Annotated in this window: 25 protein-coding genes; 22 read left to right on the top strand and 3 right to left on the bottom strand. The window is 45.3% G+C overall.

Annotation, left to right across the window (positions count from 1 at the left end; translation table 11 throughout):
* Positions 1-186: 186 nt before the first annotated feature.
* Positions 187-750, bottom strand: a complete 564-nt coding sequence (locus ACTNC0_RS14290; RefSeq protein WP_441087913.1) for a flavin reductase family protein — start codon at positions 748-750, stop codon at positions 187-189.
* Between the two features lie 126 nt (positions 751-876).
* On the opposite strand from ACTNC0_RS14290, the gene ACTNC0_RS14285 reads away from it, so the two are divergent.
* The 3 genes from ACTNC0_RS14285 (at position 877) to ACTNC0_RS14275 (ending at position 4,810) form a co-directional block, all read left to right on the top strand.
* On the top strand, positions 877-1,209 hold the full coding sequence (locus tag ACTNC0_RS14285) for a winged helix-turn-helix transcriptional regulator (protein WP_441087912.1): 333 nt from the start codon (positions 877-879) through the stop codon (positions 1,207-1,209).
* A 406-nt stretch (positions 1,210-1,615) separates the two neighbouring features.
* Entirely contained in the window at positions 1,616-4,444 is a 2,829-nt protein-coding gene (locus tag ACTNC0_RS14280) for a phage tail tape measure protein (protein ID WP_441087911.1), read from the top strand.
* Between the two features lie 3 nt (positions 4,445-4,447).
* Positions 4,448-4,810: a hypothetical protein gene (locus tag ACTNC0_RS14275; protein ID WP_441087909.1), complete on the top strand. Its 363-nt coding sequence runs from the start codon at positions 4,448-4,450 to the stop codon at positions 4,808-4,810.
* 108 nt (positions 4,811-4,918) lie between these two features.
* Here ACTNC0_RS14275 and ACTNC0_RS14270 read toward each other — a convergent pair whose 3' ends face one another.
* Complete coding sequence (locus ACTNC0_RS14270; protein WP_441087908.1) at positions 4,919-5,821, bottom strand: AraC family transcriptional regulator; 903 nt, start codon at positions 5,819-5,821, stop codon at positions 4,919-4,921.
* Positions 5,822-5,943: 122 nt separating this feature from the next.
* Here ACTNC0_RS14270 and ACTNC0_RS14265 point away from each other — a divergent pair, with 122 nt between their 5' ends.
* The 18 genes from ACTNC0_RS14265 (at position 5,944) to ACTNC0_RS14180 (ending at position 24,030) form a co-directional block, all read left to right on the top strand.
* Complete coding sequence (locus ACTNC0_RS14265) at positions 5,944-6,546, top strand: DUF1349 domain-containing protein (RefSeq protein ID WP_441087907.1); 603 nt, start codon at positions 5,944-5,946, stop codon at positions 6,544-6,546.
* Positions 6,547-6,548: 2 nt separating this feature from the next.
* The gene (locus ACTNC0_RS14260; RefSeq protein WP_441087906.1) at positions 6,549-7,730 is read left to right on the top strand and encodes an MFS transporter; all 1,182 of its coding nucleotides are present in this window, start codon (positions 6,549-6,551) and stop codon (positions 7,728-7,730) included.
* 88 nt (positions 7,731-7,818) lie between these two features.
* Positions 7,819-9,843, top strand: a complete 2,025-nt coding sequence (locus tag ACTNC0_RS14255) for a hypothetical protein (protein ID WP_441087905.1) — start codon at positions 7,819-7,821, stop codon at positions 9,841-9,843.
* Positions 9,803-11,089 (top strand): hypothetical protein, encoded by a 1,287-nt coding sequence (locus ACTNC0_RS14250; RefSeq protein ID WP_441087904.1) that lies wholly within the window; start codon positions 9,803-9,805, stop codon positions 11,087-11,089. Before ACTNC0_RS14255 ends, ACTNC0_RS14250 begins: the two co-directional genes overlap by 41 nt.
* 591 nt (positions 11,090-11,680) lie before the next feature.
* Positions 11,681-12,295, top strand: coding sequence for a DUF6664 family protein (locus ACTNC0_RS14245; protein ID WP_441087903.1), 615 nt, complete (start codon positions 11,681-11,683; stop codon positions 12,293-12,295).
* A gap of 117 nt (positions 12,296-12,412) precedes the next feature.
* Entirely contained in the window at positions 12,413-13,321 is a 909-nt protein-coding gene (locus ACTNC0_RS14240; RefSeq protein WP_441087902.1) for a virulence protein, read from the top strand.
* The gene (locus tag ACTNC0_RS14235) at positions 13,309-13,515 is read left to right on the top strand and encodes a DUF4314 domain-containing protein (RefSeq protein ID WP_441087901.1); all 207 of its coding nucleotides are present in this window, start codon (positions 13,309-13,311) and stop codon (positions 13,513-13,515) included. The genes ACTNC0_RS14240 and ACTNC0_RS14235 overlap by 13 nt, the downstream gene beginning before the upstream one ends.
* A gap of 159 nt (positions 13,516-13,674) precedes the next feature.
* Positions 13,675-14,601: an amidoligase family protein gene (locus ACTNC0_RS14230; protein ID WP_441087900.1), complete on the top strand. Its 927-nt coding sequence runs from the start codon at positions 13,675-13,677 to the stop codon at positions 14,599-14,601.
* 95 nt (positions 14,602-14,696) lie between these two features.
* Entirely contained in the window at positions 14,697-15,131 is a 435-nt protein-coding gene (locus tag ACTNC0_RS14225; protein ID WP_441087899.1) for a gamma-glutamylcyclotransferase family protein, read from the top strand.
* The gene (locus ACTNC0_RS14220) at positions 15,128-15,334 is read left to right on the top strand and encodes a hypothetical protein (protein WP_441087898.1); all 207 of its coding nucleotides are present in this window, start codon (positions 15,128-15,130) and stop codon (positions 15,332-15,334) included. The genes ACTNC0_RS14225 and ACTNC0_RS14220 overlap by 4 nt, the downstream gene beginning before the upstream one ends.
* Positions 15,335-16,196: 862 nt before the next feature.
* Positions 16,197-18,500 (top strand): phage/plasmid primase, P4 family, encoded by a 2,304-nt coding sequence (locus ACTNC0_RS14215; RefSeq protein ID WP_441087897.1) that lies wholly within the window; start codon positions 16,197-16,199, stop codon positions 18,498-18,500.
* A gap of 456 nt (positions 18,501-18,956) precedes the next feature.
* Positions 18,957-19,514, top strand: a complete 558-nt coding sequence (locus ACTNC0_RS14210) for a P27 family phage terminase small subunit (RefSeq protein WP_441087896.1) — start codon at positions 18,957-18,959, stop codon at positions 19,512-19,514.
* Between the two features lie 21 nt (positions 19,515-19,535).
* Positions 19,536-20,555, top strand: a complete 1,020-nt coding sequence (locus tag ACTNC0_RS14205) for a phage major capsid protein (RefSeq protein WP_441087895.1) — start codon at positions 19,536-19,538, stop codon at positions 20,553-20,555.
* A gap of 88 nt (positions 20,556-20,643) precedes the next feature.
* A complete protein-coding gene (locus tag ACTNC0_RS14200; RefSeq protein ID WP_441087894.1) occupies positions 20,644-20,862 on the top strand; it encodes an excisionase in 219 nt (72 codons plus the stop codon).
* A 95-nt stretch (positions 20,863-20,957) separates the two neighbouring features.
* Positions 20,958-21,221, top strand: coding sequence for an excisionase (locus ACTNC0_RS14195; protein WP_441087893.1), 264 nt, complete (start codon positions 20,958-20,960; stop codon positions 21,219-21,221).
* The gene (locus ACTNC0_RS14190) at positions 21,203-21,448 is read left to right on the top strand and encodes a helix-turn-helix domain-containing protein (RefSeq protein WP_441087892.1); all 246 of its coding nucleotides are present in this window, start codon (positions 21,203-21,205) and stop codon (positions 21,446-21,448) included. The genes ACTNC0_RS14195 and ACTNC0_RS14190 overlap by 19 nt, the downstream gene beginning before the upstream one ends.
* Positions 21,414-22,694 carry a tyrosine-type recombinase/integrase gene (locus tag ACTNC0_RS14185; RefSeq protein WP_441087891.1) on the top strand — a complete coding sequence of 427 codons (1,281 nt, stop codon included), beginning with the start codon at positions 21,414-21,416 and terminating at the stop codon, positions 22,692-22,694. The genes ACTNC0_RS14190 and ACTNC0_RS14185 overlap by 35 nt, the downstream gene beginning before the upstream one ends.
* Before the next feature lie 304 nt (positions 22,695-22,998).
* Entirely contained in the window at positions 22,999-24,030 is a 1,032-nt protein-coding gene (locus ACTNC0_RS14180; RefSeq protein ID WP_441087890.1) for a macro domain-containing protein, read from the top strand.
* A 573-nt stretch (positions 24,031-24,603) separates the two neighbouring features.
* Here ACTNC0_RS14180 and ACTNC0_RS14175 read toward each other — a convergent pair.
* On the bottom strand, positions 24,604-24,831 hold the full coding sequence (locus tag ACTNC0_RS14175) for a hypothetical protein (RefSeq protein WP_300657019.1): 228 nt from the start codon (positions 24,829-24,831) through the stop codon (positions 24,604-24,606).
* A 106-nt stretch (positions 24,832-24,937) separates the two neighbouring features.
* Here ACTNC0_RS14175 and ACTNC0_RS14170 point away from each other — a divergent pair, with 106 nt between their 5' ends.
* Positions 24,938-25,261 (top strand): SymE family type I addiction module toxin, encoded by a 324-nt coding sequence (locus ACTNC0_RS14170; protein ID WP_441035346.1) that lies wholly within the window; start codon positions 24,938-24,940, stop codon positions 25,259-25,261.
* Positions 25,262-25,265: the final 4 nt, after the last annotated feature.

Below are 25,265 nucleotides of genomic sequence, written 5' to 3'. Positions count from 1 at the left end.
TATCTTGGGACAATCCTGTCACTGCCTATTTTAGAAAAAGTAGAAAACTGCGCCACAGCCTTGGCAGGCCATCGCGCAGCGATTTTGTTCACTTCCAATTTGTTGAAGGAAATTGATTAGTATAGAAGGATATGTAAAGAACAAATAGAGTTCTCTTTTTCGAGAGAACTCTATTTTAGAAAAACATTATTTGAGTTGTAAACCGTCTTTGAAGGCTTCACCCACTCTTTTGCTTACTAGATAGTAACCGTGTGTATATGGGTCAAAAGCGATGGCATTTACCAAAGACATATCGAGTTTGCCATCAATCATCACCTTTTCGTCTGCTGTTACATTTACCACTTTTCCGATGACACCAACGCCATATTCATTGTCCTGATATTCAATAAATTCGCATTCCAAGCAAAGAGGGAATTCATTGATAACAGGTGCATCTACGATTTCGGATTTGTTTGCGGTGAGACCACTTTTTTCAAATTTGTTTGATATTTTGTTTCCTGATGTAACCCCAAAATAGTCAGCTTGAACAACATGAGCGGCGTCAGCAATACTGAGTGTAAACGCCTTTCTTGCTTTGATATTCTTTACTGTTTTATGAGTTTCGGTAAGCTGCAAAGCTACGGTGTTGCGTGCTTGCATAGTTCCCCATGCGGCGTTCATAACATTCACGCTGTTATCTTCGTTGTATGTTGCAATCATTAAAACCGGCATAGGGAAAATGCCTTCTGTTATATTAAGTTTCTTTCTCATAAAAAATACCTCGCTTATATTATTGGTTTGACAGAAAGGTTATCTGTATATATAATTATAGTGGGTACAGAAAAAATAACAAGTACTGTCTTTGAATACAGGTACTATTATTAAGGAAAGTGTAAAATGATTAAGAATTATATTGAAAACGCAAATTTTGAAGATACAGGATTCAGTTATACTCTTTCACTTATATCCGGCAAACACAAGATGGTTATATTGTACTGCCTAATGGAATTTGAAGTTGTGAGGTTCAATGAATTAAAGCGTTATTTGAAAAATGTGTCGGATAAAACACTTAGTAACAATTTGAAAGAATTGGAAACGGATAGACTTATTATTAGAAAAGAATATCCCCAGATTCCTCCAAAAGTTGAATATAGTCTTAGTGACCGTGGTAAATCACTTATGGAGGTTTTGGATCAATTATGTATTTGGGGTGAAAAGAACAGAGCATAAACTTTCGTTTGTCGAGGTAAATGGATATGATTTTTAGTGGCATCGGTGAAATATCCGGTGCCATTTTTACATGGAGTCGATAGGTCGGCTCTTTTTGTTAGCAATTTTGAGGAGGGAGGCGCGGTATGGCGGCTAATCAGATCAAATAACCAGTTTTTTGCGAACAAAACTACACAAGCCGTTTTTACTTATATTTATGCGGCTTTTGGGTTTTTGTTCAAAATTATCCGCTGTCAGGGGGAGGGTGGAGATTTTGCAGAGCAAAATACTATCCGACCTTGACAGCAAAAATACAGCATAATTAAGGACTGCCAAAGGGCACACCTGCTCTTTGGCCTTGTCTGCTGGAATCTGGTGGGAAAGGAGGAAACCGGGAAAATGAACAAAACCCCGGCCATGAGAAAAGTTGGTTAGAATTAAGGGTATCACAATAGAAATTGGCGGCGATACCACCAAGCTACAGACAGCCCTTAAGGGTGTGAATACAGAGATCAGGAATACGCAGAGGGAGCTTAAGGATGTGGAAAAGCTCCTGAAGCTGGATCCGGGAAATACGGAGCTGCTGGCGCAGAAGCATAAGCTTTTGGGGCAGGCGGTTTCGGAGACAAAGGAAAAGCTGGAGACGTTGAAGGCAGCAGCGGAGCAGGCGAATACAGCTCTGGCCAATGGAGAGATTTCACAGGGACAGTATGATGCTCTGCAAAGGGAGATCATTGAAACTGAAAATGAATTAAAACGTCTGGAAGAGCAGGCCAATCAGTCGGCTACGGCATTGCAGAAGATCTCTGCCACTGGTGAGAACCTGAAAAATGTTGGCGGGAATATCGAGTCAGCCGGTAAGAAGCTGCTTCCGGTGACGGCTACAGTAACTGCGCTGGGAACTGCTTCTGTAAAGACTGCGGCTGATTTTGAGTCTGCTATGAGCAGGGTGGCGGCGGTCTCCGGAGCAACAGGATCGGATCTGGATGCTCTGTCGGCTAAGGCAAGGGAAATGGGATCAAAGACGAAGTTTTCTGCGACTGAAGCTGCGGAAGCTATGAATTACATGGCTATGGCAGGCTGGAAGACGGAGGATATGCTGGATGGTCTGGAAGGTGTTATGAACCTTGCAGCAGCATCCGGGGAGAGTCTGGGGACGACTTCGGATATTGTAACGGATGCTTTGACAGCTTTTGGTCTGACTGCAAAAGATTCCGGGCATTTTGCAGATGTGCTTGCGGCGGCTTCTTCCAATGCGAACACCAATGTCTCCATGATGGGGGAGACCTTTAAGTATGCGGCTCCCATTGCCGGTGCATTGGGATTTTCTGTGGAAGATACTGCAGAAGCCATTGGACTTATGGCCAATGCAGGTATTAAAGGTTCTCAGGCAGGCACTTCTCTGAGGACGATCATGTCGAATCTGTCCGGTGATGTGAAAATCTGTGGTGCGAATATTGGAGAGATTACGATAGCGACTGCCAATGCGGATGGATCCATGAGAGGTTTATCAGAAATTCTGTCTGACTGTCGTGTGGCATTTGCTGGACTGACAGAATCAGAGAAAGCGGCAGCGGCAGAGACGCTGGTTGGCAAGAATGCCATGTCTGGTTTTCTGGCGCTTATGAATACCGGGGAAGCGGATGTGAAGAAACTTGTCGGGGCGATCGACCATTGCGACGGCAGCGCAAAGAAGATGGCGGATACCATGAATGATAACCTGGAAGGGCAGCTTACCATTTTGAAATCTGCATTGGAAGAACTGGCGATTTCGGTTGGGGAACTGCTGATCCCTGCTCTGAAAGAGATCGTGCAGTGGCTGCAGGGACTGGTCGGGTTTCTGAATTCCCTTCCGGAAGGGGTGAAGAAGGTCATTGTGGTGATCGCACTGGCTGCGGCGGCACTGGGACCGGTACTGATCATAGTTGGAAAAGTGATCTCCGCCATTGGTACGATCATGACTTTGATGCCAAAGATGGCGGCTGCGATCAACATTGCAAAGACTGCTTTTTCCGCATTTAGTGCTGTATTGATGGCAAACCCGATCGCACTTGTGATCACTGCGATTGCAGCATTGGCGGCTGCCTTTATTTATCTATGGAATACGAATGAGAAGTTCCGGCAGTTTTGGATCGACCTGTGGGAAAATATCAGGCAGGTGGCGGTAGCTGCCGGAAAAGCGATTGGGGATTTCCTGAAGAGTGCGTGGGAAGGTATCCGGAATGTTATTCGGACTGTCTGGAACGGGATTGCATCTTTCTTCAGTGGGATTTGGAGTGGGATCCAGAATACGGTCCATACGGTGGTGAATGGGATTGCTTCTTTTCTGAATGCAGCCTGGAATGGGATCAAAGCAGCTGCAGTGGCTGTGTGGAGTGCCATTTCTTCGTTTATCAGGACTACCTGGAATGGTATACAGACTATGATTTCGACTGTGGTGACGGGGATCCGTTCTTTTTTGAGTTCGTCCTGGAATGCAATCAAAGGTGTGATCATGGCAGTGCTGAGTGCGATCAGAACTGCATTTTCCACTGTCTGGAATGGTATCAAAACTGTGGTTACGTCTGTGACAAGTAGGATCAAAGGGACGGTTACGACTGCCTGGAACAGCATCAAGTCCACGATTAATTCTGTACTGAGTTCCATAAAATCTGCTGTGAGTGGTGCATTTGCTGCTATGTGGAGTGGAATCAGAACGACGGTTTCCGGTATTTACAGCACGATCCAGAGCGGGTTTGGAAATGCGGTCAGTTTTATCAAAGGGCTGGCTGCCAGTGCGTTCCAGTGGGGCGCGGATATCATCAATGGGATTGTGAATGGTATCAGGGCTTGTATCGGGAACGTGGTCAATGCAGTTTCCGGTGTGGCATCTACAATCCGGTCTTACCTGCATTTCTCGGTCCCGGATGTGGGACCTCTGACGGATTTCGAGAGCTGGATGCCGGACTTTATGAAAGGGCTGGCAGATGGAATTGAGAAGAGTAAGGGCATGGTGAAGGATGCAGTAAGCGGCCTTGCTGCGGATATGGTCATCAATCCCCAGGTACGAATGGAGCAGATGGCTGCGGCTGGTGGAGGCAATTCTGTATCGGGAGCTGATCTAAGTTCTCTTGTCAGTGCAATCAGGGAAGGTCTTTCCGGTGTGAATGGAAACAGCGGTGATATAGTGATCCCGGTTTATCTGGGAGGTACGATGCTGGATGAGGTAATTGTAAATGCCCAGCAGAGGGCAAATCTTAGAAGCGGAGGAAGGTAAACGATGGCATTTTTTCAGTATTTGAATTTTGACGGCGTGGATATTCCCCTGCCGGACAGTTATGAAGTGGAGATGTCGGATAAGGAAGCAGACAGCGGTGGTGAGACCGAAGCTGGAACTGTTCAGAGAGATGTGGTGAGGGCTGGTGTTGTGAATATTTCTGTTTCTTTTTCTGTCACCCAGAAGTGGCTGAGGCTCCTTACCGGGTATAAACAACAGGAAAAGATTCGGGTGAAGTTCTTTGACCCGGAAACCGTGAGCCAGAAGCAGACGGAAATGTATGTGGACGGGTTTAAGGCAAAACTTAAGAAGGATACTTCTTATAAAGGGCTATGGGTTGTAAGTTTCACGTTGAGAGAACTGTAGGTTTATAATGACTAAATGTGCTTGTGTCGATATAATGATAGACAGAAGAAATTTCGATTTTATGAATTTTAAAAGATGCACAGGCTATAAACTTGCGCATCTTTTTCATTAACGATTTCGGTATTCACGAGGAGAGCAGAGATATATTTCTTTGAATGATTTAGAGAAATAACTATTGCTGTCAAATCCGCATAGTTCATAAATGGTTTGAATGGAATAAGAGCTGTTCTTAAGCATGTATGCTGCGTTTTGCAGTCTGAAATTTTTAAGATACTTTATTGGTGAAATGTTGACAATTGACTTAAAACACCTAAGCACTTCACTTTTACTAACATTCGCAACCATTGCCAAGTCATCCAAGGTTATGTTTTTTGAATAGTTGGCATGGATATAATTTAGAATTATTTGAACTCGATCTTCCAATAGAAGATTTACTGAACTGGATGAGACGGAATCTGCTTGATGGACATGGCTTAGTACAGCAAAGTAGTCAGATAATAAATTTCTAACGCTTATTTCATAATCCTCTGGCTCGTGACGTATAATTTCCCAGGTATTTCTTATAATATGTTCTAATTTGGGAAAGAAATCTGCATCCGATTTCCAGATAAAGTCCCTGAAATTTGTACTGTGAATGATAGGATGCAAATATCTTTTGTAATAGATGCTGTCAGTATTGCTGCTTATTACAGAACTGTCAAATGCAATAGATCTAAACACTGAGGAATGAGTGGGAGTCTGATTTCTCATAGCATGCAAAACATTTGTGTTTATGAAAAATAAGTCTCCTTTAGTTAGCGTATATTTTCGATTGCCGCTTTCTAATAAAACAGTCCCTTCTTCGATATATCCTATTTCAATTTCTGTATGCCAGTGCCAGTTGACAAAGTTTTCGGTAACATCATCTCTGTAAATAGCGACAGGAAATTCAAGTGTTCCGTGAGTTCCGGTTTCATTTATATTGAATGGTGATGTCTGATTTGATAAAGATATACATGATGAAAGTGCCATAACAACTCCTTGTGGTGATATAGTTACAATATATGATGATTTTATTACTTCCATAATATAATAATTGCGATATAATTACAATAGTTGCATTAGCAATAAATAAAAATCAAAGGAGAAAGTGGATGATGTTTGATAATTTTAATTGGATTAATGAAGGTGAGATAAAAATCGAAGAGAATAAGGTTGTGATAAAAGCACCTGCTTTGACAGATTTCTTCTGCGGAGGAAGTACAACAAGTGAAGAAGGAATTCTTCCTGAGTCACTTTGCAATGCTCCATATTTTTATACAGAGGTTAAGGGTGATTTCGTTCTTAATGTAAAGGTATCTCATGATTTTAAGGAAACTTACGATTCTGCTTCTGTCATGATTATGCAGGATATGGAAAACTGGGCGAAATGCTGTTTTGAACTTACGGACTTTGGTACACATGCTGCTGTAAGTGTTGTAACCAAGAATGGAGAATCTGATGATGCAAATGGATGCGATATCGAAGGACAAAACTTTGCATATCTTAGAGTTTGTCGTGTAGGCAGAGCATTCTCGTTCCATTATTCGCTAGACGGAGAACACTTCCATATGACAAGATATTTCTTAATGAGAGACGCTGAATCAGTAAAGGTAGGTTTACTTGCTCAGGCTCCTACAGGTCAGGGAGGAGACAGAATTTATGAGAATCTTTCTATAGAAAGCAAAACTGTAAAAAATATTAGAGCTGGCGAATAAAAATGGAAGTAAAGAAGAATTACAAAAAGACACAACTTGCATGTTATTTGGGATTTGTAACGCAGGCTATATGTGCGAATTTTGTGCCGCTGTTGTTTATAACTTTTCATGATGCCTATAATATATCCTTTGGCATGCTTGCACTAATATCAACATGTTTCTTTGTTATTCAGTTGATAGTTGATTTCTTATGTGCTGGGATAGTAGACAAACTGGGATACCGCTCATGTGTTATCGCAGCGGAGATTACATCAGGACTTGGACTTGTAGGCCTAGCTGTTTTACCGGATTTATTGTCTGAGCCTTTTTATGGAATTCTTGTATGCGTCATTATATACGCCATAGGAAGCGGCTTGACGGAAGTACTGATTAGTCCGATTGTTGAGGCATGCCCATTTGAGAATAAAGATACAATGATGAGTCTGCTTCATTCCTTTTATTGCTGGGGATGGGTTGGAGTTGTATTATTATCCACGGTTTTCTTTACTGTTTTTGGTATAGAGAACTGGAGAATAATGGCATTGATTTGGTCCATTATACCGTTGTATAACATTTATAATTTTGCAACCTGTCAGATAGAACCATTGGTTGAAGAAGGCAAGAGCATGACAATGCTGGAGCTTTTCAAAACAAAAGCATTCTGGATTTTTATTGTTCTTATGATTTGTGCTGGTTCTTCTGAAATAGCAATGGGCCAATGGGCATCTGCATTTGCTGAATCAGCATTACATGTTTCCAAGACATTTGGTGATTTAGCAGGACCTTGTGGCTTTGCGGTATGCATGGGAATTAGCAGACTACTTTATGGAAAATTCGGCGAAAAAGTTGATTTGACGATTTTTATGATGGCATCAGGTGTGATGTGCCTTGTGTGTTATTTGGTTGCCGGATTAGCTGGTATTCCGATAGTAGGATTAATAGGATGTGCCTTGTGTGGTTTTTCAGTAGGTATCATGTGGCCTGGTTCTATTAGTATTTCATCACAGATCCTTCCAACTGGAGGTACAGCAATGTTTGCACTTCTTGCACTTGCAGGAGATTTAGGCGGAGCTATGGGACCGGCTATTATTGGAAATGTGTCTCAAAAAGCTGCTAATGATTTGCAGGCAGGAGTACTAGCGGGAATAGGTTTTCCTATCGTTTTAGTAATTTCGGTATTCTATATTCGGAAGAAGTATAGATAGCAATGAAAATTGAAATTTAGAAAATAAGGTATGAGGCATCAGTCATTAAGTTGGCTGGTGCTTTTTTCGTGGGAAGGAAGGTGATCTTTTGTATCCGGTGAGTGAGGAATTCCTGCAGGCGGTGCAGGAGAACACAAGAAGATATTATTGGACAGGAAGGATAACGACAACGAAAGGTGCCTCGTATGAGTTCGGAGCTGATGATATCGTAAAGGGAAGTGGTTATTTTTCCAGTCAGTGCTGCGGTTCTACTGAGATTGAACTTGGTACGGTGTATGCAGCGGAGATGGGGATTACACTTTTATCTGACATTGACAGATATACTTTGGAAGATGCTCTGGTGGAATTGTTCTATCATCTAAGACTGTCGGATGGCTCTTATGAAGAGGTACCAATGGGAATCTTTGAGGTGTCGGAGGCTAATCGAAATATCAAGACTTTGGAGCTCAAAGCCTATGATTACATGCTCCGGTTTGATAAGAGCTTCAATGGCTTTGAAACCATCGGCACGGTGTATGATTTTGTGAGCCTGTGCTGCAAGGCCTGTAAGGTGGAGATGGCACAGAGTCAGGAAGAATACGAGGCGATGCCAAATGGAACCGAGCTGCTTTCCATTTATACAGAAAATGATATTGAGACCTACCGGGATGTGCTCTATTATGTGGGGCAGGTTCTTGGTGGGTTTTTCTGTATCAACCGAGAGGGTAAGCTGGAGCTGAGGAAGTATGGCAATGAGCCGGTGATGGAACTGGAAACGAAGCACCGCTTTACCAGCAGCTTTTCTGATTTCATCACAAGATATACGGCGGTTTCTTCCACCAACATGAAAACGGAAATGGCAGAGTATTATCATCTGGATCCGGATGACGGGCTGACAATGAATCTTGGTGTGAATCCTCTGTTACAGTTTGGTCTTAAGGAAACCAGAGAGCAGCTGTGTATGAATATCCTGAATGATTTGTCAGTTGTGGATTATGTGCCTTTTGATTCGGAAACAACAGGAAATCCTGCCCTGGATTTAGGAGATGTGATCCGGTTCAAGGGAGGACAGGCAGACGAAAACAGGATATCCGCCATTACTTCCATGCAGTGTAAGATAGGCGGGAAGCATACACTGAAAGGTGTTGGTAAGAATCCGAGACTGGCACATGCTAAGTCAAAGAATGATAAGAACATCAGCGGTTTGCTGAACCAGATCATAGACAATAAGGAAGCTGGCAAGATTGGTATTCATACCTTTACCAATGCCAGTTCTTTTACGGTAGGCGAGAGTGATGTGAAGATTATTTCCATCGAGTTTGCACCGAATGAAGCGGTTATGGCGCAGTTCTTTGGATCTGTGATTGTGGGAGTGAATGCAGACCAGGTGGAAAGGTATGTGGTTGCAAGAGGGGATGTGCTGATTCCTTCGGTGGAAGTGGAAGAAGTTTTGGCAGAGGGTACTGCAGGTAATGAGGAAACTACGGATAGCGGAACAACTGGTAGCGGAACAACTGGTAGCGGTGCTGCGGGGACTGATGTTGTGGATGAAACCGGTGGAGGTTCAGATAGTGCTGTTGCAACAGAAGAACCTGTTGTGATTGGCAATACAAAAGAACAGACATTATCTGTGGAGCTGCCTGTGGTCTGGAAGGAAGACGGTCAGGTGGTGGTTCATTTTACCTTTGAGTTCAATGATAACATCATCGAGATTCATCAGCCGGAGGAGACCTGGCATTCCGGGAAGCATTCCATCATGCTGTATTACACGATTGAGAATCTGGTGGCGAATTACAGAAACATTTTTAATGTATATGCCAGAGCAACAGGTGGAACGGTTACGGTGGATACCGGAGATTGTCTTGCCGCGATTATGGGTCAGTCAATGGGTGCCGGTGAATCCTGGGATGGAGAGATCAAACTTACGGAAACCATTAAGAAGGTGAAACTCGGTGGTGTGCTTCAGATGGCTGCTGTTGATGAGAATATCACCTGGAAGATTGATGAGCTTGTGAAGAGAACCTACAGTGATGTGGTTCATGGAAGATTTTGGAATCGGTGCATTTGCGATGCCGGTGGAAAGGTAGGTAAGGATGAAGCTGAAAGGAAATATGGTCATCGAGATGATCGATGATGCCACCGGGGAAGTGGTGGAAAGAGTTCAAGAAGAAAATATGGTGACGAATGCAGTAAATCATATCCTGGGATTGAATCCTATGGGTATTTTTTATTCTGTGGCCGGGGAGTACGATACGCATTTGCTCTGGAATGATAATCTGATTCCCATCTGCCCTAACATGATTGGGGGCATACTGCTTTATTCGGAAGCTTTGACAGCGGATGCGGACAATATTTATCCATCCACAAATAAGCTTCCGGTGGCATATGCCTCCAACGATGTCAATGCCACTGCAGACGTGGCAAGGGGAAGTATGAATCTGACAGAGAGTAAGCCACTTGATAACGGTTACCGGTTTGTGTGGGAGTTTACACCAAGCCAGGGGAATGGAACCATTGCAGCGGTGGCACTGACTTCCAAGCAGGGCGGTGTGGCTGCTTATGGCAGTATGGAGAATTCCAAGGCTGCATTTTACCAGATTATGGAGACCAGACTGGAAACACAGACCGTGGAGGAGCTTGCAGAGCTGTTCAGTGCGGTGGAGGTGGATTTTGAGAACAATATCCTGATCAGTATGCGGTTCCAGGACAGCTCTGTGATTATCCATAAGAGAAGGCTTCCGGTGTTTACACTGGGGCTGAATGACAGACTGAACGATACCACGAATGACCTGCTGGAAGAGAAGGTGATTCCCTGCAGTACTTTTAAGTTTATTGGAAGCTATACACCTTATGGAGATTTTCTGGACGGGCATGACGGATACTGGTATGGGTTTGTTAATCAAGCAAATTCCTCAGGGGATGCCAAGATGTACTGGGTGAAGATTAAGAAGGATGATTACACCATGAGCGGCAATAAGATCAGTGTCAAAACACTGGATTTAAGCGGGGACTTTGCAAGAATTGAAGAACAGCTATATAGAATCGCGAAGGACTACTTTGGTGATACAGTGGATACGCACTTCTATATGAAAGGCCGCGGTTGTGATGGTATCGGTGTTCGTAGTGGTAAGAGTGGCTTTATGCTTTTGGCAGGAAGCTGTGTATCACAAAAAAGCGCCAGTTCCACATGCCCGGAGCACATCCTTCGTCTTAGAGAAGAATACTCCAATAAAATACAGAATGCTGTATTGACTGAGAATGTAATATTTCATTCAGCTTCTGCAGCAGCCAGTTTCCTCATGATGGCAAATGTGAATGGAAACCTTGCATGGAAAACCAAAGAGGGTACTTGTTTAGGTGAATATAGAAAGAAATATTAATTGCAAAGGCAGCGGCGTAGGTTCCAAAAGCCTGAGGGGCCGCGAGCTTATAAAGTCTAATATGTTTCCTCATACATAGGCAGGTTGATTCATGCCTGTGTACTATGGATAAAATCTCATTGTCTTGTGCCATGTTGAGACGGTTGTTCTTCTGTCACGAAACAAGGAATAAAGTACAGAAATAGGCTTAAAATAAGGGATTCCGAGAGATTTGCTGACATTAGCAGTTTCCCGGAATCCCTTTTCTTTTTGTTTTGACGATAGTCCTGTAGTCTGGGTTTTGATAGGGTTGAGACAATAAACTACTTTTTTCACTGTTGAGACAATAGGACTATTGTCAGCATGAGTCGTAGAAATAGTCCTACATCACGCAAAAAGTAGAGCATAACTTTGGTGATATTACATACTCGAACTGACTGGCTGTCGTTATGTGTATACGATAGTTGTGCGGTCTGGTGAAGTTTTTTGATGCGTAAAGTCACCAATATCCTCCCCCTATTTTTCAGTACATCTGATGAATTGCTATTTTCCCCAAAAGTGATATAGTTCTATAACTGACAAAGGCTATTAGGCAGAAAAGAGGGATTAATTATGGTAAATAAACAGGATTCATACTGGATGGAATGTACACTTGACGAAACAGTAGATCGGAAGGTGTGTGAGTATTTGAGAGGACACCACGCAGAGTATCGTAACGCAAAACAGAGAATAATGGAATTGCTGGAGCAGTATCCGAATGTACATGCCGTGTTTGAGACGGAGGATGGGGTTACGCTGACAGCAAAAGAACATGAGATATTACACACATATTTCGAACTGGAAGATAGAGTGGAAATGATAGAGAGAGAATATCATTTCTATATGGGGCAGTCCATGATGTTTTCCTACGGAAATATGCTTGCAAAATTGAAGAAAGAAATCATGAATCCAGAAGAAGGAGCAGCAGGCCGTCTTCTGGATTTTTTCATGGAAACAAGAACCGATGAGTTGGAAAAGGAATTGAGGACACAGAATCAGCAGTACCGGGAAGCATTGGACGAGATCAATAAATACGAAGAGGAAATACAGAAATTGAACCTTTCCAAAGCGGTGAGGGTTCAAATTGACCGCTATGTGAGTGCGATAAACTGGCGATGGGTACTATGCTGGGATTACCTGTACAAATCGGGCATGAAGGATGTACTGCTTCTCATTGAGAACCGATAGAATTATGCACAGTCTGTGATACACATTTTTGTGGCAATTATGTGTTGAAATCAACTTGCTATTTTCTGCTGTCAGAGAGAATATACACCTACCAAAACAAAATGGGAGATTTTGCAGATGAGCAGAGATTGGACGAGAGAAGAACTGAACGCAGCAAGCGAGATGATGAAGCAGAATAGTCACATGGGATTTGAGGAATTCTGCCAAGCCTTAGCGCAGAATCAGCCAGTCAGCTTCGAGTTGGCAGAAAGAAGCCGAAAGGAACTGGTGAAGGACATCAGTGAAATCCTGGGCGAAAAGGCAGAATACATGAGGATGCCGACCTGCGCCTACCGAGTTGGTGGTTACACCATCGCCAAGGACGGCACACTCACCTGGGAAGCGGATGATGATGCGGAGGTCCTTTTGCGAGCACTGACCGCCAGAGGATGGGATTATGCAATCGTGATTGATACTGCTGTGACCGAAGAAACGCAGCCGGAGGTAAAAGCCGAACCAGACGCATCTGCCGAAGAAAACACATGTGGAGAAGCGGAAGCCGACACCTACGGTTTTTGCATTGAGTTGCCGGATGAAGCCCTGCCGGATGCTGCCCGTGTGAATCTTGACCGCCTCATTGAAAGCAAAGGAAATCTACTGCGGAAGGCACTGGGGACGGATACAATTGTCTACAAGATAACCGATGGTAAGATTCGTTTCCTTTGGTTCCACATTTCCAGCAGCCCGGAGGAAGTCACCGCTTACACACAGCTGATTACCGCCCTTGTGGAGATGGCGAAGAACAGCAAGCGGATTACCGCGAAGGAGCGGACGGTGGAGAATGAGAAGTACGCCTTCCGGTGTTTCCTGCTCCGATTGGGATTCATCGGTGCGGAGTACAAGCAGACCTGCAAGACGCTCCTAAAAAACTTTGAGGGGAGCAGCGCCTTCCACACTCAGGAAGCCGCCGATAAGTACAGGGCAAAGCAGGAAGGGAAAAAGGAGGACGAGAATCGCAGCGAGGAGGATGCAGCATGTTTGGAGTAATGCAGAAACAGGTGGAGCGGTACCCGAAGGGAACCCGACTGAAGCTGATTTCCATGGAGGACCCACATGGTGTTCCAATGGGAACGGTAGGTGAGGTCGATTTCATCGATGACGCTGGACAGATTCACATGAAGTGGGAGACTGGAAGCTGCCTGGCCCTGATCCCCGAGGTGGACCGGTTCCGACGGCTTTAAGAAACTATATGCAGTAGAAACGCCATGATATACACAAGAACAGGCACAATATCTTGTGTAGTATATGTTACCGAAATGACTTGATATATCTCCTGAAAAGAGCGAATATACACACACCGAAAGGGAATACACAGCGCAAAAGCGAAGGAGATAATCAAAATGATGAACATGGAAAACGCCAAGACCCAGACCTTTGGGGTAGAAATTGAGATGAACAACCTCACCCGCAGAGAAGCAGCGAAGCTTGCCGCAGAGTTCTTCGGAACCGGCAGATACGAGGACACCGCCAGACGGAACGGCTACTGCACCTGGAGCGCCTGGATGGCGGACGGCAGAGAGTTTAAATTCCAGAAGGATGTGTCAATCGCCGGACCGGATTCCCAGAAATGCGAGATGGTCACTCCCATCCTCACCTACGAGGACATAGAAACCTTGCAGGAGCTGGTCAGAATCCTCCGCAGAGCCGGAGCTCGAAGTGATGCCACACGGGGTTGTGGAGTGCATATTCACATCGGAGCAAAGGGCCACACCCCGCAGACCCTCAGAAACCTGGCCAACATCATGGCAAGCCACGAGAGCCTGATTGCCGAAGCCCTGGATTTGGATCACGGAAGAATGAACCGGTACTGCAAAACGGTTGACCCCAAGTTCCTGGAGGTCCTCAACAAGAAGAAGCCCGACACCGTGGCAGGGTTCGCGGACATCTGGTACACCACCCAGGACGCGGAATACGGCAGAAGCTATCACTACAATTCATCTCGGTACAGAATGTTGAATTACCACGCGACCTTTACCAAGGGGACGGTCGAGTTCAGATTGTTCCAGTTTGATGCACCAGCCGATGGAAAACTCAACGGCCTCCACGCAGGGCAACTCAAGAGCTACATTCAGCTTTGCCTGGCCCTCAGCCAGATGGCGAAGGAAGTCAAGTTCGCAAGCGCCAAGCCCCAGCAGCACGAGAACCCCAAGTACGCGATGCGCACCTGGCTCCTTCGGTTGGGATTCATTGGCGACGAGTTCAAGACCGCACGAGAGGTTCTGACCAAGAGACTGCGCGGCGACGCAGCCTTCAGAACCGCAAGATAAGGACATAGTGCCTTATCCTCCTACCTGGCCCGGGTTCGAGCCTTTAGGTGGTAGAAGGGTAAGGAAGTGTGCCCTTAGAAAGGAGACAAAAGGATATGAAGTATTATTTGGTGTATGGCAGCAACCTCAGCATCAAGCAGATGCAGATGCGCTGCCCTGGTGCGATTCCGGTTGGAAAGATGATTCTGAAAGGCTACGAGTTGCTGTTCAAGGGGAGCAAGACAGGCTCCTACCTCACTATCGAGAAGAAGAAGGGCGGTAAGGTCCCGATGGGAATCTGGCAGGTGAGCGAACAGCACGAAAAGGCCCTGGACCGCTATGAGGGGTTCCCGGTATTCTACTACAAGAAGGAGATCCCAATTACCGAAGGCCGGAAGACCTTTGTGTACATCATGCATGAGGACAGACCCTTCGGCATTCCAAGCGCCTACTACATCGATGTATGTAGAATCGGCTACCAGGATTTTGGCTTTGATGAGACCTACCTTATCAAAGCCATCAAGAAAAGCAAGGAGGCGGCGACGATATGAAGACAGAGGAAATCATGAACCGAACCTGCCCGGTGTGCGGCAGGGAGTATCACGAGCCCCCAGTGCTTTCGCGGGTCGACAACCAAACCCTGATATGCCCGGACTGCGGTGTGCGGGAAGCACTTAACAGCATCGGGGTAGCGAAAGCCGAGCAGGAAGAAATCCTTGGAATCATCCACCGGGTGGGGCGCAATCATGTTTGATTTGCTCGACGCGGTAAACTACTGCTCTGATTGGGATTTATCGGGGATGAATAGGACACACGGAGAGTGCTGCTGAAGAACTTCGACGGCAATTCCGCATTCCGTAATAAAAAGTAAATAGCGAACACAGCACAACCCCTCACCTGGGATTTCTTGGTTGAGGGGATTTTTTTGCTCTTTTTACAAAAACTTGTGCGAAATTCGGAAAATCAGAGTTTTTGGCTACATAGCTGACAGAAGGAAATGGATTCCTTAAGTTGCAAAGTGCTTCTGAATATTTTGAAGATTTTTTCAGAAAAGCAACTCGAAATTGGGATTTTTTCCTCTTTCAAATATATAGCTGTCAGAAGGGGAGCAAACTTGCAAATTCTTCCGTGATTCTGGGTAGCAGTTGTCCAGAGAAGATATGAAGAGAGCAAGATTCCGGCTTCTCCCGTGGCTATCAGACGGAGGAAAAAATTTCTCTGAAAGCACCGAAAAATGTCCGTTTCTTCCATTTCCAATACATAGTTGTTGGAAGGAAGGGGTTCCCTCAAATAGATTTGTAAAGAAATCCAAAAAATTCTTACTTTTGAGGATTTCCAATACATAGCTGACAGAAGGGAACGGATACCAACCGAAAGCAATTGCCTTTGAATAAAACATTTACAACTTTTTTCTCCGAAATTCGGAATTTGGGAAGTTAGGGCTGCATAGCAGGTGGAAGGACAAGGCAATCGGAATTTCTTCATCTCTCGGTTACATAGCTGCTGGAAAAAACGGAAAAACACGATTCAGGCTGTCCGTAAAGAGATGAAGGGAAGATAACAAGGCCCTTCAGAAAGGAGTGATGAAAAATGAATACCACAGGAGGTGCGCCACCATGAAAACCCTGGAAAACGAAAAAATCTGGGTATGTTGGTACTACAGTACCCGTAAAGGCAAACGCACCAAGGTTCCAATCGCTGCAAGCGGATGCACTACAGGCACGGACGAATCTTATAGGTGTACATGGGTGACAAAAGCGGAGGCTGAGAAAGCCGCCAAAGAAAAACACTATGACGGCATCGGTTTTGTTTTGCCCCCTGGATACTTCTTCTTGGATATCGATAACCGGGCGAGGGATGACCCGTTTGTGCAGATGATGCTTGAGCGGTTCTCGTCCTATGCGGAATACTCCGTGAGTGGAAATGGTATCCATATCTACGGCAAATGCGACACATCCAGGATACCGACCTATATCGATAGCAAGGGAAAGACACGGCTCAGTCGGGAGTTCTATATGAAGGCCCCCAACGATGTGGAACTCTACTACGGCGGCATTACAAACCGTTTTGCCGTATTCACAGGGAATGCCATCCGGGTTGTTCCGCTCTGCGATTGTACGGAGGCTCTTCTCACCACCCTGGATAAGGATATGCGGAGGAAGAAGCCAACCCAGAAATCAAAGAAAAGAACATCTGCCCCGGTCACACACGAGGCGGATGCGGATTTCGATATCATTGCAGACCTCCGCAAAGCCAAGAACGGTGAAAAGTTCATTGCCCTATATGACAAGGGTGACATGAGCGAATATCTCCATACAGACGGCACAGTAGACCAATCTCGTGCGGACTGTGCCCTGTGTGCTTTGATTGCCTTTCGTGTCGGACCCGACCCGGTTACCATCGACAGGCTGTTCCGTGGTTCTGCTCTCTACCGTGACAAGTGGGAGCGGGAGGATTATCGGACAAGCACTATCGAGAAGGGTATCGAAGTCTGTAACGGTGTGTTCCACCGCAGCGTGATGCCAGCCCCGGAGTTTATCGTCTTTGACGGAAAAGGCGTACCGCATATCAGCATTCCGCTTCTTGCCAAGTACACCAAAGAGCATTTGCACTACATCCTCGTCCGTAATGACGGCAAAGAATCTGTTCGGCTCTATGTATATGAGAACGGAGTCTACCGCCTTTATGCATCGGATATGCTCCATGCCGTTATCAAGGGGTACATCGAGGAATATGACTTCTCTCTGCTTCAGATGAGTGCTGTGTATGGTGCGGCGGGCATTATTACCACCGATCTCAATTATGTCAAGCAGGATGAACTGAATGCCGATGAAGGGATCATCAACTTCCAGAACGGATTACTCCGGCTGAAGGATATGAAGCTTCTGCCCCATAGCCCGGATGTGTATTCCACCATTCAGCTGCCCTGTGAATGGCACGGAGACCCGATGCCGACACCCGTTTTTGACCGGTACCTCGCAAGGCTTATGGATAGTGACTCGGAGATGATAAATCTCTGCATCGAGATCGTCGGAGCAGTCATTTCCAATGTGAAGTGTTTCCGTATGAAGAAATCCGCATTTTTTGTGGGTGACGGGAACACAGGCAAATCCCAGTTAAAGAGCCTGGTAGAGTGCATCCTTGGTGCCAAGAACTATATCGGTATCGACCTTCGGGAAATCGAAGCCCGGTTCGGAACAGGTGCAGTCTACGGAACAAGGCTTGCCGGAAGTGCGGACATGAGCTTCATGTCTGTGGGCGAACTGAAGACCTTCAAGAGCCTGACAGGCGGTGATCATGTTATGGCTGAGTTCAAAGGGATGCCGCTCTTCACCTACCGTTATGACGGATTTCTGTGGTTCTGCATGAACCGCTTACCGAAATTCGGTGGGGATGACGGCAGATGGGTGTTCGACCGCATCATGGTTCTGAACTGCCCCAACGTAATACCGCTTGAGGAGCAGGATTCACAACTACTCGAAAAGATGATTGCCGAGCGGGACGGCATCGTATTCAAGGCAGTTATGGCTCTGAAAAAAGTCATCGCAAACGGCTACCGCTTTACCGAGCCGGAAAAAGTCATCGCAGCAAGAAAGGCATATCTGGAAGAAACGAATACCGCCCTGGCATTCTGGAACGAGTGCGTGGTGGAGCGCGAAAATCGGAAGATTACCGATAATTGCACTACCGGGAAAATCTACGATGTCTATAGGGCTTGGTGTCAGGATAACAACAACGGCTATGCCAAAACAGCCAGGGAGTTCCGAAACGCTATAGCCGACCACCTTGGTAAGGAGCATACCGATCTGATTACTCATACGAGGAACGGAAGTTTTTATCTGGATTACACCCTGTCCCACAACGCTCGCGAGCATTACAGCAAGGCATACGGCTATGATTCTTCGGATTTTCTTACCTGATGTGACAGCTGTGATAGTCACGTGACGATGCCCATCAAGTACTGTCACACGAAAAACCTCGATATTTCAAGGCTTTTCGAGGTTTTGTGACAGTGTGACAGTACTTTTCACTTTTGAAACAGGAAAACAAAAAATGTATGTATGCGATGCACGGCGGTGTGATGAGCATCCCTCTGTGGGGATAGATTTCAGAGTACTGTCACATCACGCAATCACAGAGAGGAGATGGTGCCTTTGATTGCACAAACTTATGTGGCATCAAGCATATAGGAAGCAAAATATATTGCAGTGAAGAAGCAATATCAATTCTCCACTTACTACAATGTGAGCGACCGTAGAGGCGGTCTAAATCTCTACGGATGCCTTCCTGCTTAACGGTGCCGCAATCGCACAGAAATTCAAAGCGTATTCAAAGGTAAAAAACCAAGAAATCAAACAGAAATGGAGGACAACAGGATGTCTAAAGACGGAACGAACCGTGGCGGTTCTCGCCCCGGTGCAGGCAGAAAGCCGAAAGCATTAACTGAAAAACTGGCCAATGGCAATCCCGGAGGCAGAAAGCTGACCACGGTGGACTTTGGAAGTGATGCCGCAGACTTGCAGGGTGCCGAAATGCCCCATGTCAAGGATTATCTGAAAGCAAAGCAGAAGGACGGTAGTGTCACATGTGCCGAGGATATTTTCAAGGAGACCTGGGAGTGGCTGCATGAGCGCAAATGCGACCAGCTGATTCCTACCCAGCAAATTGAGCAGTATGCCATGTCTGTGGCTCGTTGGATTCAGTGTGAGGAGGCTGTGTCCGAGTATGGCTTCCTTGCCAAGAAACCTACGGGAACCGTGATCTCCTCGCCCTATGTGACGATGGGGCGGGAGTATATGAAACAGGCCAACACCGCCTGGTACCAGATCTACCAGGTGGTGAAGGAGAACTGCACTGTGGAGTTCAATGGACTGACTCCGCAGGATGATGTGATGGAGCGTCTGCTCCGTGCACGTTCGGGTAACAGAATTTAAGGATTATGGAGGAAAATTACAATGAAAGAAATCAAGACTGTGAATGAGCTGATGGCGCATCTGGAAGAACTGAAACACAACCTCACCGGGGCGAAGCCTGCTGTGGATGTCACTGAGGAACAGAAGAAGGCAAAAGCGGCCTATAACAGTGCCTTCTGGGAGCATATGTATTCCGGTATTCCTGCGAATACACTCCGTGATGGCGGTGACACGGCAAAGGGATTCCTTGTGCCGGACACTTATGAAGATAAGCTGGTGGAAACCTTGAGGGAAGCAAACTTCCTTCGCAGCATCGGTACGGTGTTGAATACCACACAGGACTTGCATGTTCCGGTTGTGATGAAAAACGGAGATGCCCAGTGGATCGGTGAAACAGAACGCTATTGCAATGCAGATATTGAATTTGGCGAGATCGTTCTCGAAGCACACAAGTTGGGAACAATGACACTTTTGTCCGAAGAACTTCTGGCGGATTCCGGCATTGATCTGGAAGCATATATTACCCAGGAATACAAAGAGCGTATTGCCGTCTCGGAGGAAGAAGCCTTCCTTGTAGGTGACGGTATCGGCAAGCCTCTTGGGTTGGTACATCAGGCTGAGGTCGGCACGACTACTGAGCAGAGCGGAAAAATCAGCATGGACGATATGATTGACCTGGTGCATTCCGTAAAACAGGCATACCGCTACCCGGATTCGGCTGTCTTTGTAATGTCGGAGGATGCCTATCATGAACTTCGTAAAACCAGATACTTTGATGGCAGATATATCTGGAATCCGAAGTTTAAGGACGATGGATACGATACGCTGTTCGGACATCGTGTATTTGTGTCCAACTATATGTCTGAAATCGTTCCTGGCAGCAAACCTGTTCTGTTTGGTGATTTCAGCTACTTTTGGATCGGTGACCGTGGCAAGCGCAACATTAAGCGGCTGAACGAAGCCTATGCCAAGTTCGGACAGGTAGGATTCCTGCTCTCGGAGCGTGTGGATTCCAAACTGGTACTGAAGGATGCGGTTAAGACTCTGAAGGTCGCAGAGTAATTTGAAGATGGGGGTGGGCGTTTTTGCCCACCCTCTGTAGAAAAACATTACATGGAGGGACAACCGATTCCCTCAGACAGGAGGCATTATGAATAATATTGAAACCGAAGTGGAAGTCAGATTGCCTGTCAGCGAGAAATATCTGCTGTCCATCCGTGAATCCGCAGCATATTTCAACATCGGCATCAAGAAGATGCGTAGACTGGCAGAGGATAACCTGGGCGGATTTGCTGTGTTCAGCGGAAACCGCTATCTCATAAATCGCACAAAATTCGAGCGTTTTATCGAGCAATCTTCTGAGATATAATTCTGTTTTATCTGCCAATAGTAGTTGACTTCTTGGGAATAGTACGGGAATATACGATGACCCAAGAAGTCACGCTACGAAAGGAGGATTGGCAGATGGAAGAAAAGAAAAATGCATGGGGCAAGACCAACAGCATCCCCATCAATGAGAAGTATATGCTTTCCATCCGGGAGGCATCCGATTACTTCGGTATCGGTATCAAAAACATGAGAAGGCTGGCAGAAAACAATACCAACAAGTTCGCACTCTACTTCGGCAACCGATACCTTATCGTTCGGCATTTGTTTGAGGCATATATCATGGAGTGCCTGAACAACGGAGGCATGGAGGAGGTGTGTGAATGCGAAGACCAAGAATAGAAGAAAAGGAAACCTTGACGGTTGAGGAGGCTATCAGCCTCTTCGGACTCAGCCGGAGAAAGTTCTGGAAACTGATGAATGGAATGGACACGATTCCGTTCCTTGCGATGTATGGGAGCAGACGGCTCATCATCCGGTCGGAACTGGAACTGTGGCTTAAAAATCATCCACATGAAAAGGAGGCGTTGAAGAATGGCACGTACAGGAAGACCGCCCAGGAGGCGTGATGCAAAGAACCGCGTTCTCCGCAGAGGAGAATCCCTCCGGGCAGACGGGAAATATCAGTTCAAATACTATGTAAACGGAAAACCGAAGTTTGTATATAGTTGGCGGCTTGAACCGACTGATAAGCTTCCCCAGGGCAAAAAGCCCTGCCTTTCCCTCCGGGAACTGGAGAAGCAGATCGGATACGACCTCGACAACCAGCTTGACCCCACAGGAAAGAATCTATCGGTCATAGAACTTGTAGACCGATACCTTGCCACTAAGACTGGTGTGAAGCCGAGTACGAAGATGAACTACAATTTCGTTCGGAACATTCTGCTGAATGAGCCTTTCGGAGAGAAAAAGATCGGTATGGTCAAGACCTCCGATGCAAAGCTATTTCTCATCAAACTGCAGGAGGATAGCAGAAGGTACAGTACCGTCAAAACCGTGCGAGGTGTCCTCCGTCCGGCATTCCAGATGGCGGTGGACGATGATGTCCTCATCAAGAACCCTTTCGGCTTTGAACTTGCCGGGGTGGTGGTGAATGACACCGTTACGAGGGAAGCCATCACGAAAGACCAGATGCGGAAGTTCCTCAAGTTCGTCAGGGACGATAATGTGTACTACAAGTATTACGAGGCATTTTACATCCTTTTCCACACGGGAATGAGAATCTCCGAATTCTGTGGACTTACCATCAAGGACATTGACCTGGAGAACAACATCGTTACCATCGACCATCAGCTTCTTCGGACATCGAAGATGGAGTACATCATCCAGTCCACAAAGACCAATGCCGGAACACGTAAACTTCCGATTACAGAGGATGTGGCATACTGCTTCCGGGCGATCATCGAGGACAGACCCACGCCGAAGGTGGAGAAGTTCGTGGACGGCTATAGCGGATTCCTGTACCTAGACAAGGACGGAATGCCGGAGGTGGCCATGCACTGGCAGCACCGTTTCAATCATGCTGTGCAGAGGTACAACGACATCTACCGGGTGCAGATGCCGAATATCACGCCCCATGTGTGCCGCCACACCTATTGCTCAAATATGGCGAAAGCCGGAATGAATCCGAAAACCCTCCAGTACCTTATGGGGCATTCGGACATCGGTGTGACCATGAACACCTACACGCACCTAGGGCTGGAGGATGCCAAAGACGAGATGATTCGTATGGAAGAACTGAACGCTGCGAGAGCGGAACTGAACAATACCACAGGCGAGAAGCCTGTGACCCAGAAGATGTTCCGGGTGGTGTGACAATAAAGAATGGGAAAGGCGCTCTGCGGATGCAGGGCGTTTTTTCTGTAGAAAAATGAGTTTAGATATGATATATTTATTTAAAAACTTGGATACAAAACGGAAAACTTGAACAAACGCTCAATAAGCCATGAAGGTGTTGGTTCCAATGTTGCTTATAATTCTTCCGGGATATGTTTTTAAGTCGGGGATATGACGAAAAAGATCAGACAATATTGATTTGTGCATCAATAAGGTAATTGACAACTACAATGCATGTATTGAAAAGTTGCATTGGTTAATGCAGTAATGGAGGACAAGGAATATGACAAGGAAACCGAAAGTGATTGATGGAACAATTAAAATCATTAAAGAAAGCATTGTAAATATCAGAGCGGATGCCATTGTAAATGCAGCCAATAATCAACTTGCCCAAGGCGGTGGAGTTTGTGGAGTCATTTTTTATGCAGCAGGATCTGAAAAACTGAGAAAGGCATGCAATGCAATCGCTCACTGTGATGTGGGAGATGCTGTGATCACGCCTGCATTCAATCATAAGAATAGTAAATTTATTATTCATGCAGTTGGTCCCGTATGGAAGGGCGGGGAAAATGGGGAAGCAAAATTGCTTTACAATGCTTATATGTCTTCTCTTAAACTTGCGAAGAAAAATGGTTGTAAATCCATTGCGTTTCCATTGATTTCATCTGGAATTTTTGGTTATCCTATTCATGGCGCATGGGAGCAGGCCTTGAATGCATGTGTTGATTTTCTGAAAGAGAATCTGATGGACGATTTTACGATTGTTTTTGCAGCTTTGAAGGATTCAATCGTGGAAGACGGACGATTAGCTCTGGATAAGATTTTGAATGACAGATGGTTTGTTATGGCTTCAGAACCGGGAAAAAAACCTTTTGAGGAACTGGATCGAAGTATGCAAAGTTTTATGAAAGAGACATTGCTGCTTCTTAAAGCCATTTATAAAGATGATGAACTTAGAGAATTTGCATTAAAATATAAATATGATGTTCACAAAGACAGTGTTCATGCACCGGTACTAAATCTATTAGGTGACTATTTCGAAGAGAAGAATATATTTGATATCCTTTTCTGGGATGGATCAGTTGACCGATTATTAGGCGAAAAATCTAAGAATTTGCCAAAAGATTATAAACAGGTGCAGGCTGTGGCGGAATCATTGTCAAAAATTCAGATTCTTGCATTGTTTTCCTGTATGATGAGACATGTCAGTTATTGTGCAAGAGCGTATGAGGAGTATATTTTTTATCCCTGGTTGATTGGCGAAGGTGTGCTTATTCCTCTGTTTGAAGCATATCTCAAAGAAAAAACGGCATAATATGAAGCACAGCGAAACAGAAGAAAATGTTCCGTCAAATGAAGTACATAAAGACAGACCAGGAAAGGAATAACACGATTGCGGATATTGATAGGAACTTATTTTACGGTAGTAAAACACTCTGATTATTACTACCATTTTACTACTACAGCCTGCCCTAACTTGCTCCATTTTGCCCTGTTTCGGGAAAACTGTGACAGAGTAAAGGTTGTTACACCCAAAAACAAGGTACGATAAATCGGAGCAAATCGGGGCAGGACAGTGCATTTTAGGAGGATTTACATTTTGATAAAAGTATTATTTGTATGCCACGGCAATATACTTACGTAGCTGTGCCAATATGCGTAGAGTGCCTGATTTTACTAGGATTTTCAAGGGTTCGAGGGAAGTGGAAGGTCAGATTTAGACCAAGTTTAGACCATTTGAAATGTGTAAGAAATAAGACAAAAAATAATCAAATGGGAGCCTTGCTGATATTTATTTAACGTAGAAAATTGCACATTGGAGATTGTTTATGAAGAAAATAATCGTCCGGTGATGTGTGGAAATGTATCCATACGTCACCGGTTTTTTTTACGTTTCAGGGTTCGATTTTTTATCTCGTTCCATAGCTTCGTCGATGGCTCGATTGATAAAGGCAGTTGCGCTTTCGCCCATTGCATCAGCGTGATCCTTAATGATGGAACGCTTCTCAGGGGTTACACGAACTTTTATTTCAACGAAACGGTCATTGTATTTCTTATTAGCTCTTTTGCGAGCCTCAGTAAGGCCTTTATAAGAACCGGCTTTTTCTTCACTCATAGCAGTCCTCCGGAAGTGTATTGACATAGACATGCCTGTGAAAAGTATAGCACAGATGGGTACATAAGACTATGTAAAAATTATTTTTTTGAAAGGATGACAATCAATGAAAAATCAGAGAAACAGAAGCATGAAGGTACATGCACAGAGCGGATATAACTACAAGTCAACACCTACCATCATTCTGAAAGGAAACTGGCTCCAGGAGCTAGGCTTTGAGATTGGGGATTACATTACTGTCAGCTGTGAGGATGGAAAGCTGATTATTACACCGGATGCAGAGAAGGCTGAAATAGCAAAGGCAGAAGCAGAATTCATGGAGAAGGAAATGAAGAAGCTTCAGAAGAAGTTCCAGAAGGAAAAGGAAATGCTCCATGCAAAGTTTGTGGCAGAGAGACCTGCGGAGTATGCTGCAGAAAGAGAGGTGTAGTAAT

The organism is Blautia sp. HCP3S3_B11 (assembly GCF_052064435.1).
In the GTDB taxonomy this organism is placed as follows: Bacteria; Bacillota; Clostridia; order Lachnospirales; family Lachnospiraceae; genus Blautia_A.
This window is presented reverse-complemented; position numbering and strand designations above follow the sequence as displayed.

Excerpts from the sequence above, each read along its gene's own strand:
- ACTNC0_RS14175 (WP_300657019.1), bottom strand. The coding sequence starts at position 24,831 with ATGAGTGAAGAAAAAGCCGGTTCTTATAAAGGCCTTACTGAGGCTCGC.
- ACTNC0_RS14215 (WP_441087897.1), top strand. The coding sequence starts at position 16,197 with ATGAAAACCCTGGAAAACGAAAAAATCTGGGTATGTTGGTACTACAGT.
- ACTNC0_RS14230 (WP_441087900.1), top strand. The coding sequence starts at position 13,675 with ATGATGAACATGGAAAACGCCAAGACCCAGACCTTTGGGGTAGAAATT.
- ACTNC0_RS14200 (WP_441087894.1), top strand. The coding sequence starts at position 20,644 with ATGAATAATATTGAAACCGAAGTGGAAGTCAGATTGCCTGTCAGCGAG.
- ACTNC0_RS14185 (WP_441087891.1), top strand. The coding sequence starts at position 21,414 with ATGGCACGTACAGGAAGACCGCCCAGGAGGCGTGATGCAAAGAACCGC.
- ACTNC0_RS14290 (WP_441087913.1), bottom strand. The coding sequence starts at position 750 with ATGAGAAAGAAACTTAATATAACAGAAGGCATTTTCCCTATGCCGGTT.
- ACTNC0_RS14210 (WP_441087896.1), top strand. The coding sequence starts at position 18,957 with ATGTCTAAAGACGGAACGAACCGTGGCGGTTCTCGCCCCGGTGCAGGC.
- ACTNC0_RS14235 (WP_441087901.1), top strand. The coding sequence starts at position 13,309 with ATGTTTGGAGTAATGCAGAAACAGGTGGAGCGGTACCCGAAGGGAACC.
- ACTNC0_RS14270 (WP_441087908.1), bottom strand. The coding sequence starts at position 5,821 with ATGGCACTTTCATCATGTATATCTTTATCAAATCAGACATCACCATTC.
- ACTNC0_RS14260 (WP_441087906.1), top strand. The coding sequence starts at position 6,549 with ATGGAAGTAAAGAAGAATTACAAAAAGACACAACTTGCATGTTATTTG.
- ACTNC0_RS14180 (WP_441087890.1), top strand. The coding sequence starts at position 22,999 with ATGACAAGGAAACCGAAAGTGATTGATGGAACAATTAAAATCATTAAA.
- ACTNC0_RS14195 (WP_441087893.1), top strand. The coding sequence starts at position 20,958 with ATGGAAGAAAAGAAAAATGCATGGGGCAAGACCAACAGCATCCCCATC.
- ACTNC0_RS14275 (WP_441087909.1), top strand. The coding sequence starts at position 4,448 with ATGGCATTTTTTCAGTATTTGAATTTTGACGGCGTGGATATTCCCCTG.
- ACTNC0_RS14205 (WP_441087895.1), top strand. The coding sequence starts at position 19,536 with ATGAAAGAAATCAAGACTGTGAATGAGCTGATGGCGCATCTGGAAGAA.
- ACTNC0_RS14190 (WP_441087892.1), top strand. The coding sequence starts at position 21,203 with ATGCGAAGACCAAGAATAGAAGAAAAGGAAACCTTGACGGTTGAGGAG.
- ACTNC0_RS14285 (WP_441087912.1), top strand. The coding sequence starts at position 877 with ATGATTAAGAATTATATTGAAAACGCAAATTTTGAAGATACAGGATTC.
- ACTNC0_RS14245 (WP_441087903.1), top strand. The coding sequence starts at position 11,681 with ATGGTAAATAAACAGGATTCATACTGGATGGAATGTACACTTGACGAA.
- ACTNC0_RS14250 (WP_441087904.1), top strand. The coding sequence starts at position 9,803 with ATGAAGCTGAAAGGAAATATGGTCATCGAGATGATCGATGATGCCACC.
- ACTNC0_RS14225 (WP_441087899.1), top strand. The coding sequence starts at position 14,697 with ATGAAGTATTATTTGGTGTATGGCAGCAACCTCAGCATCAAGCAGATG.
- ACTNC0_RS14170 (WP_441035346.1), top strand. The coding sequence starts at position 24,938 with ATGAAAAATCAGAGAAACAGAAGCATGAAGGTACATGCACAGAGCGGA.
- ACTNC0_RS14240 (WP_441087902.1), top strand. The coding sequence starts at position 12,413 with ATGAGCAGAGATTGGACGAGAGAAGAACTGAACGCAGCAAGCGAGATG.
- ACTNC0_RS14220 (WP_441087898.1), top strand. The coding sequence starts at position 15,128 with ATGAAGACAGAGGAAATCATGAACCGAACCTGCCCGGTGTGCGGCAGG.
- ACTNC0_RS14265 (WP_441087907.1), top strand. The coding sequence starts at position 5,944 with ATGATGTTTGATAATTTTAATTGGATTAATGAAGGTGAGATAAAAATC.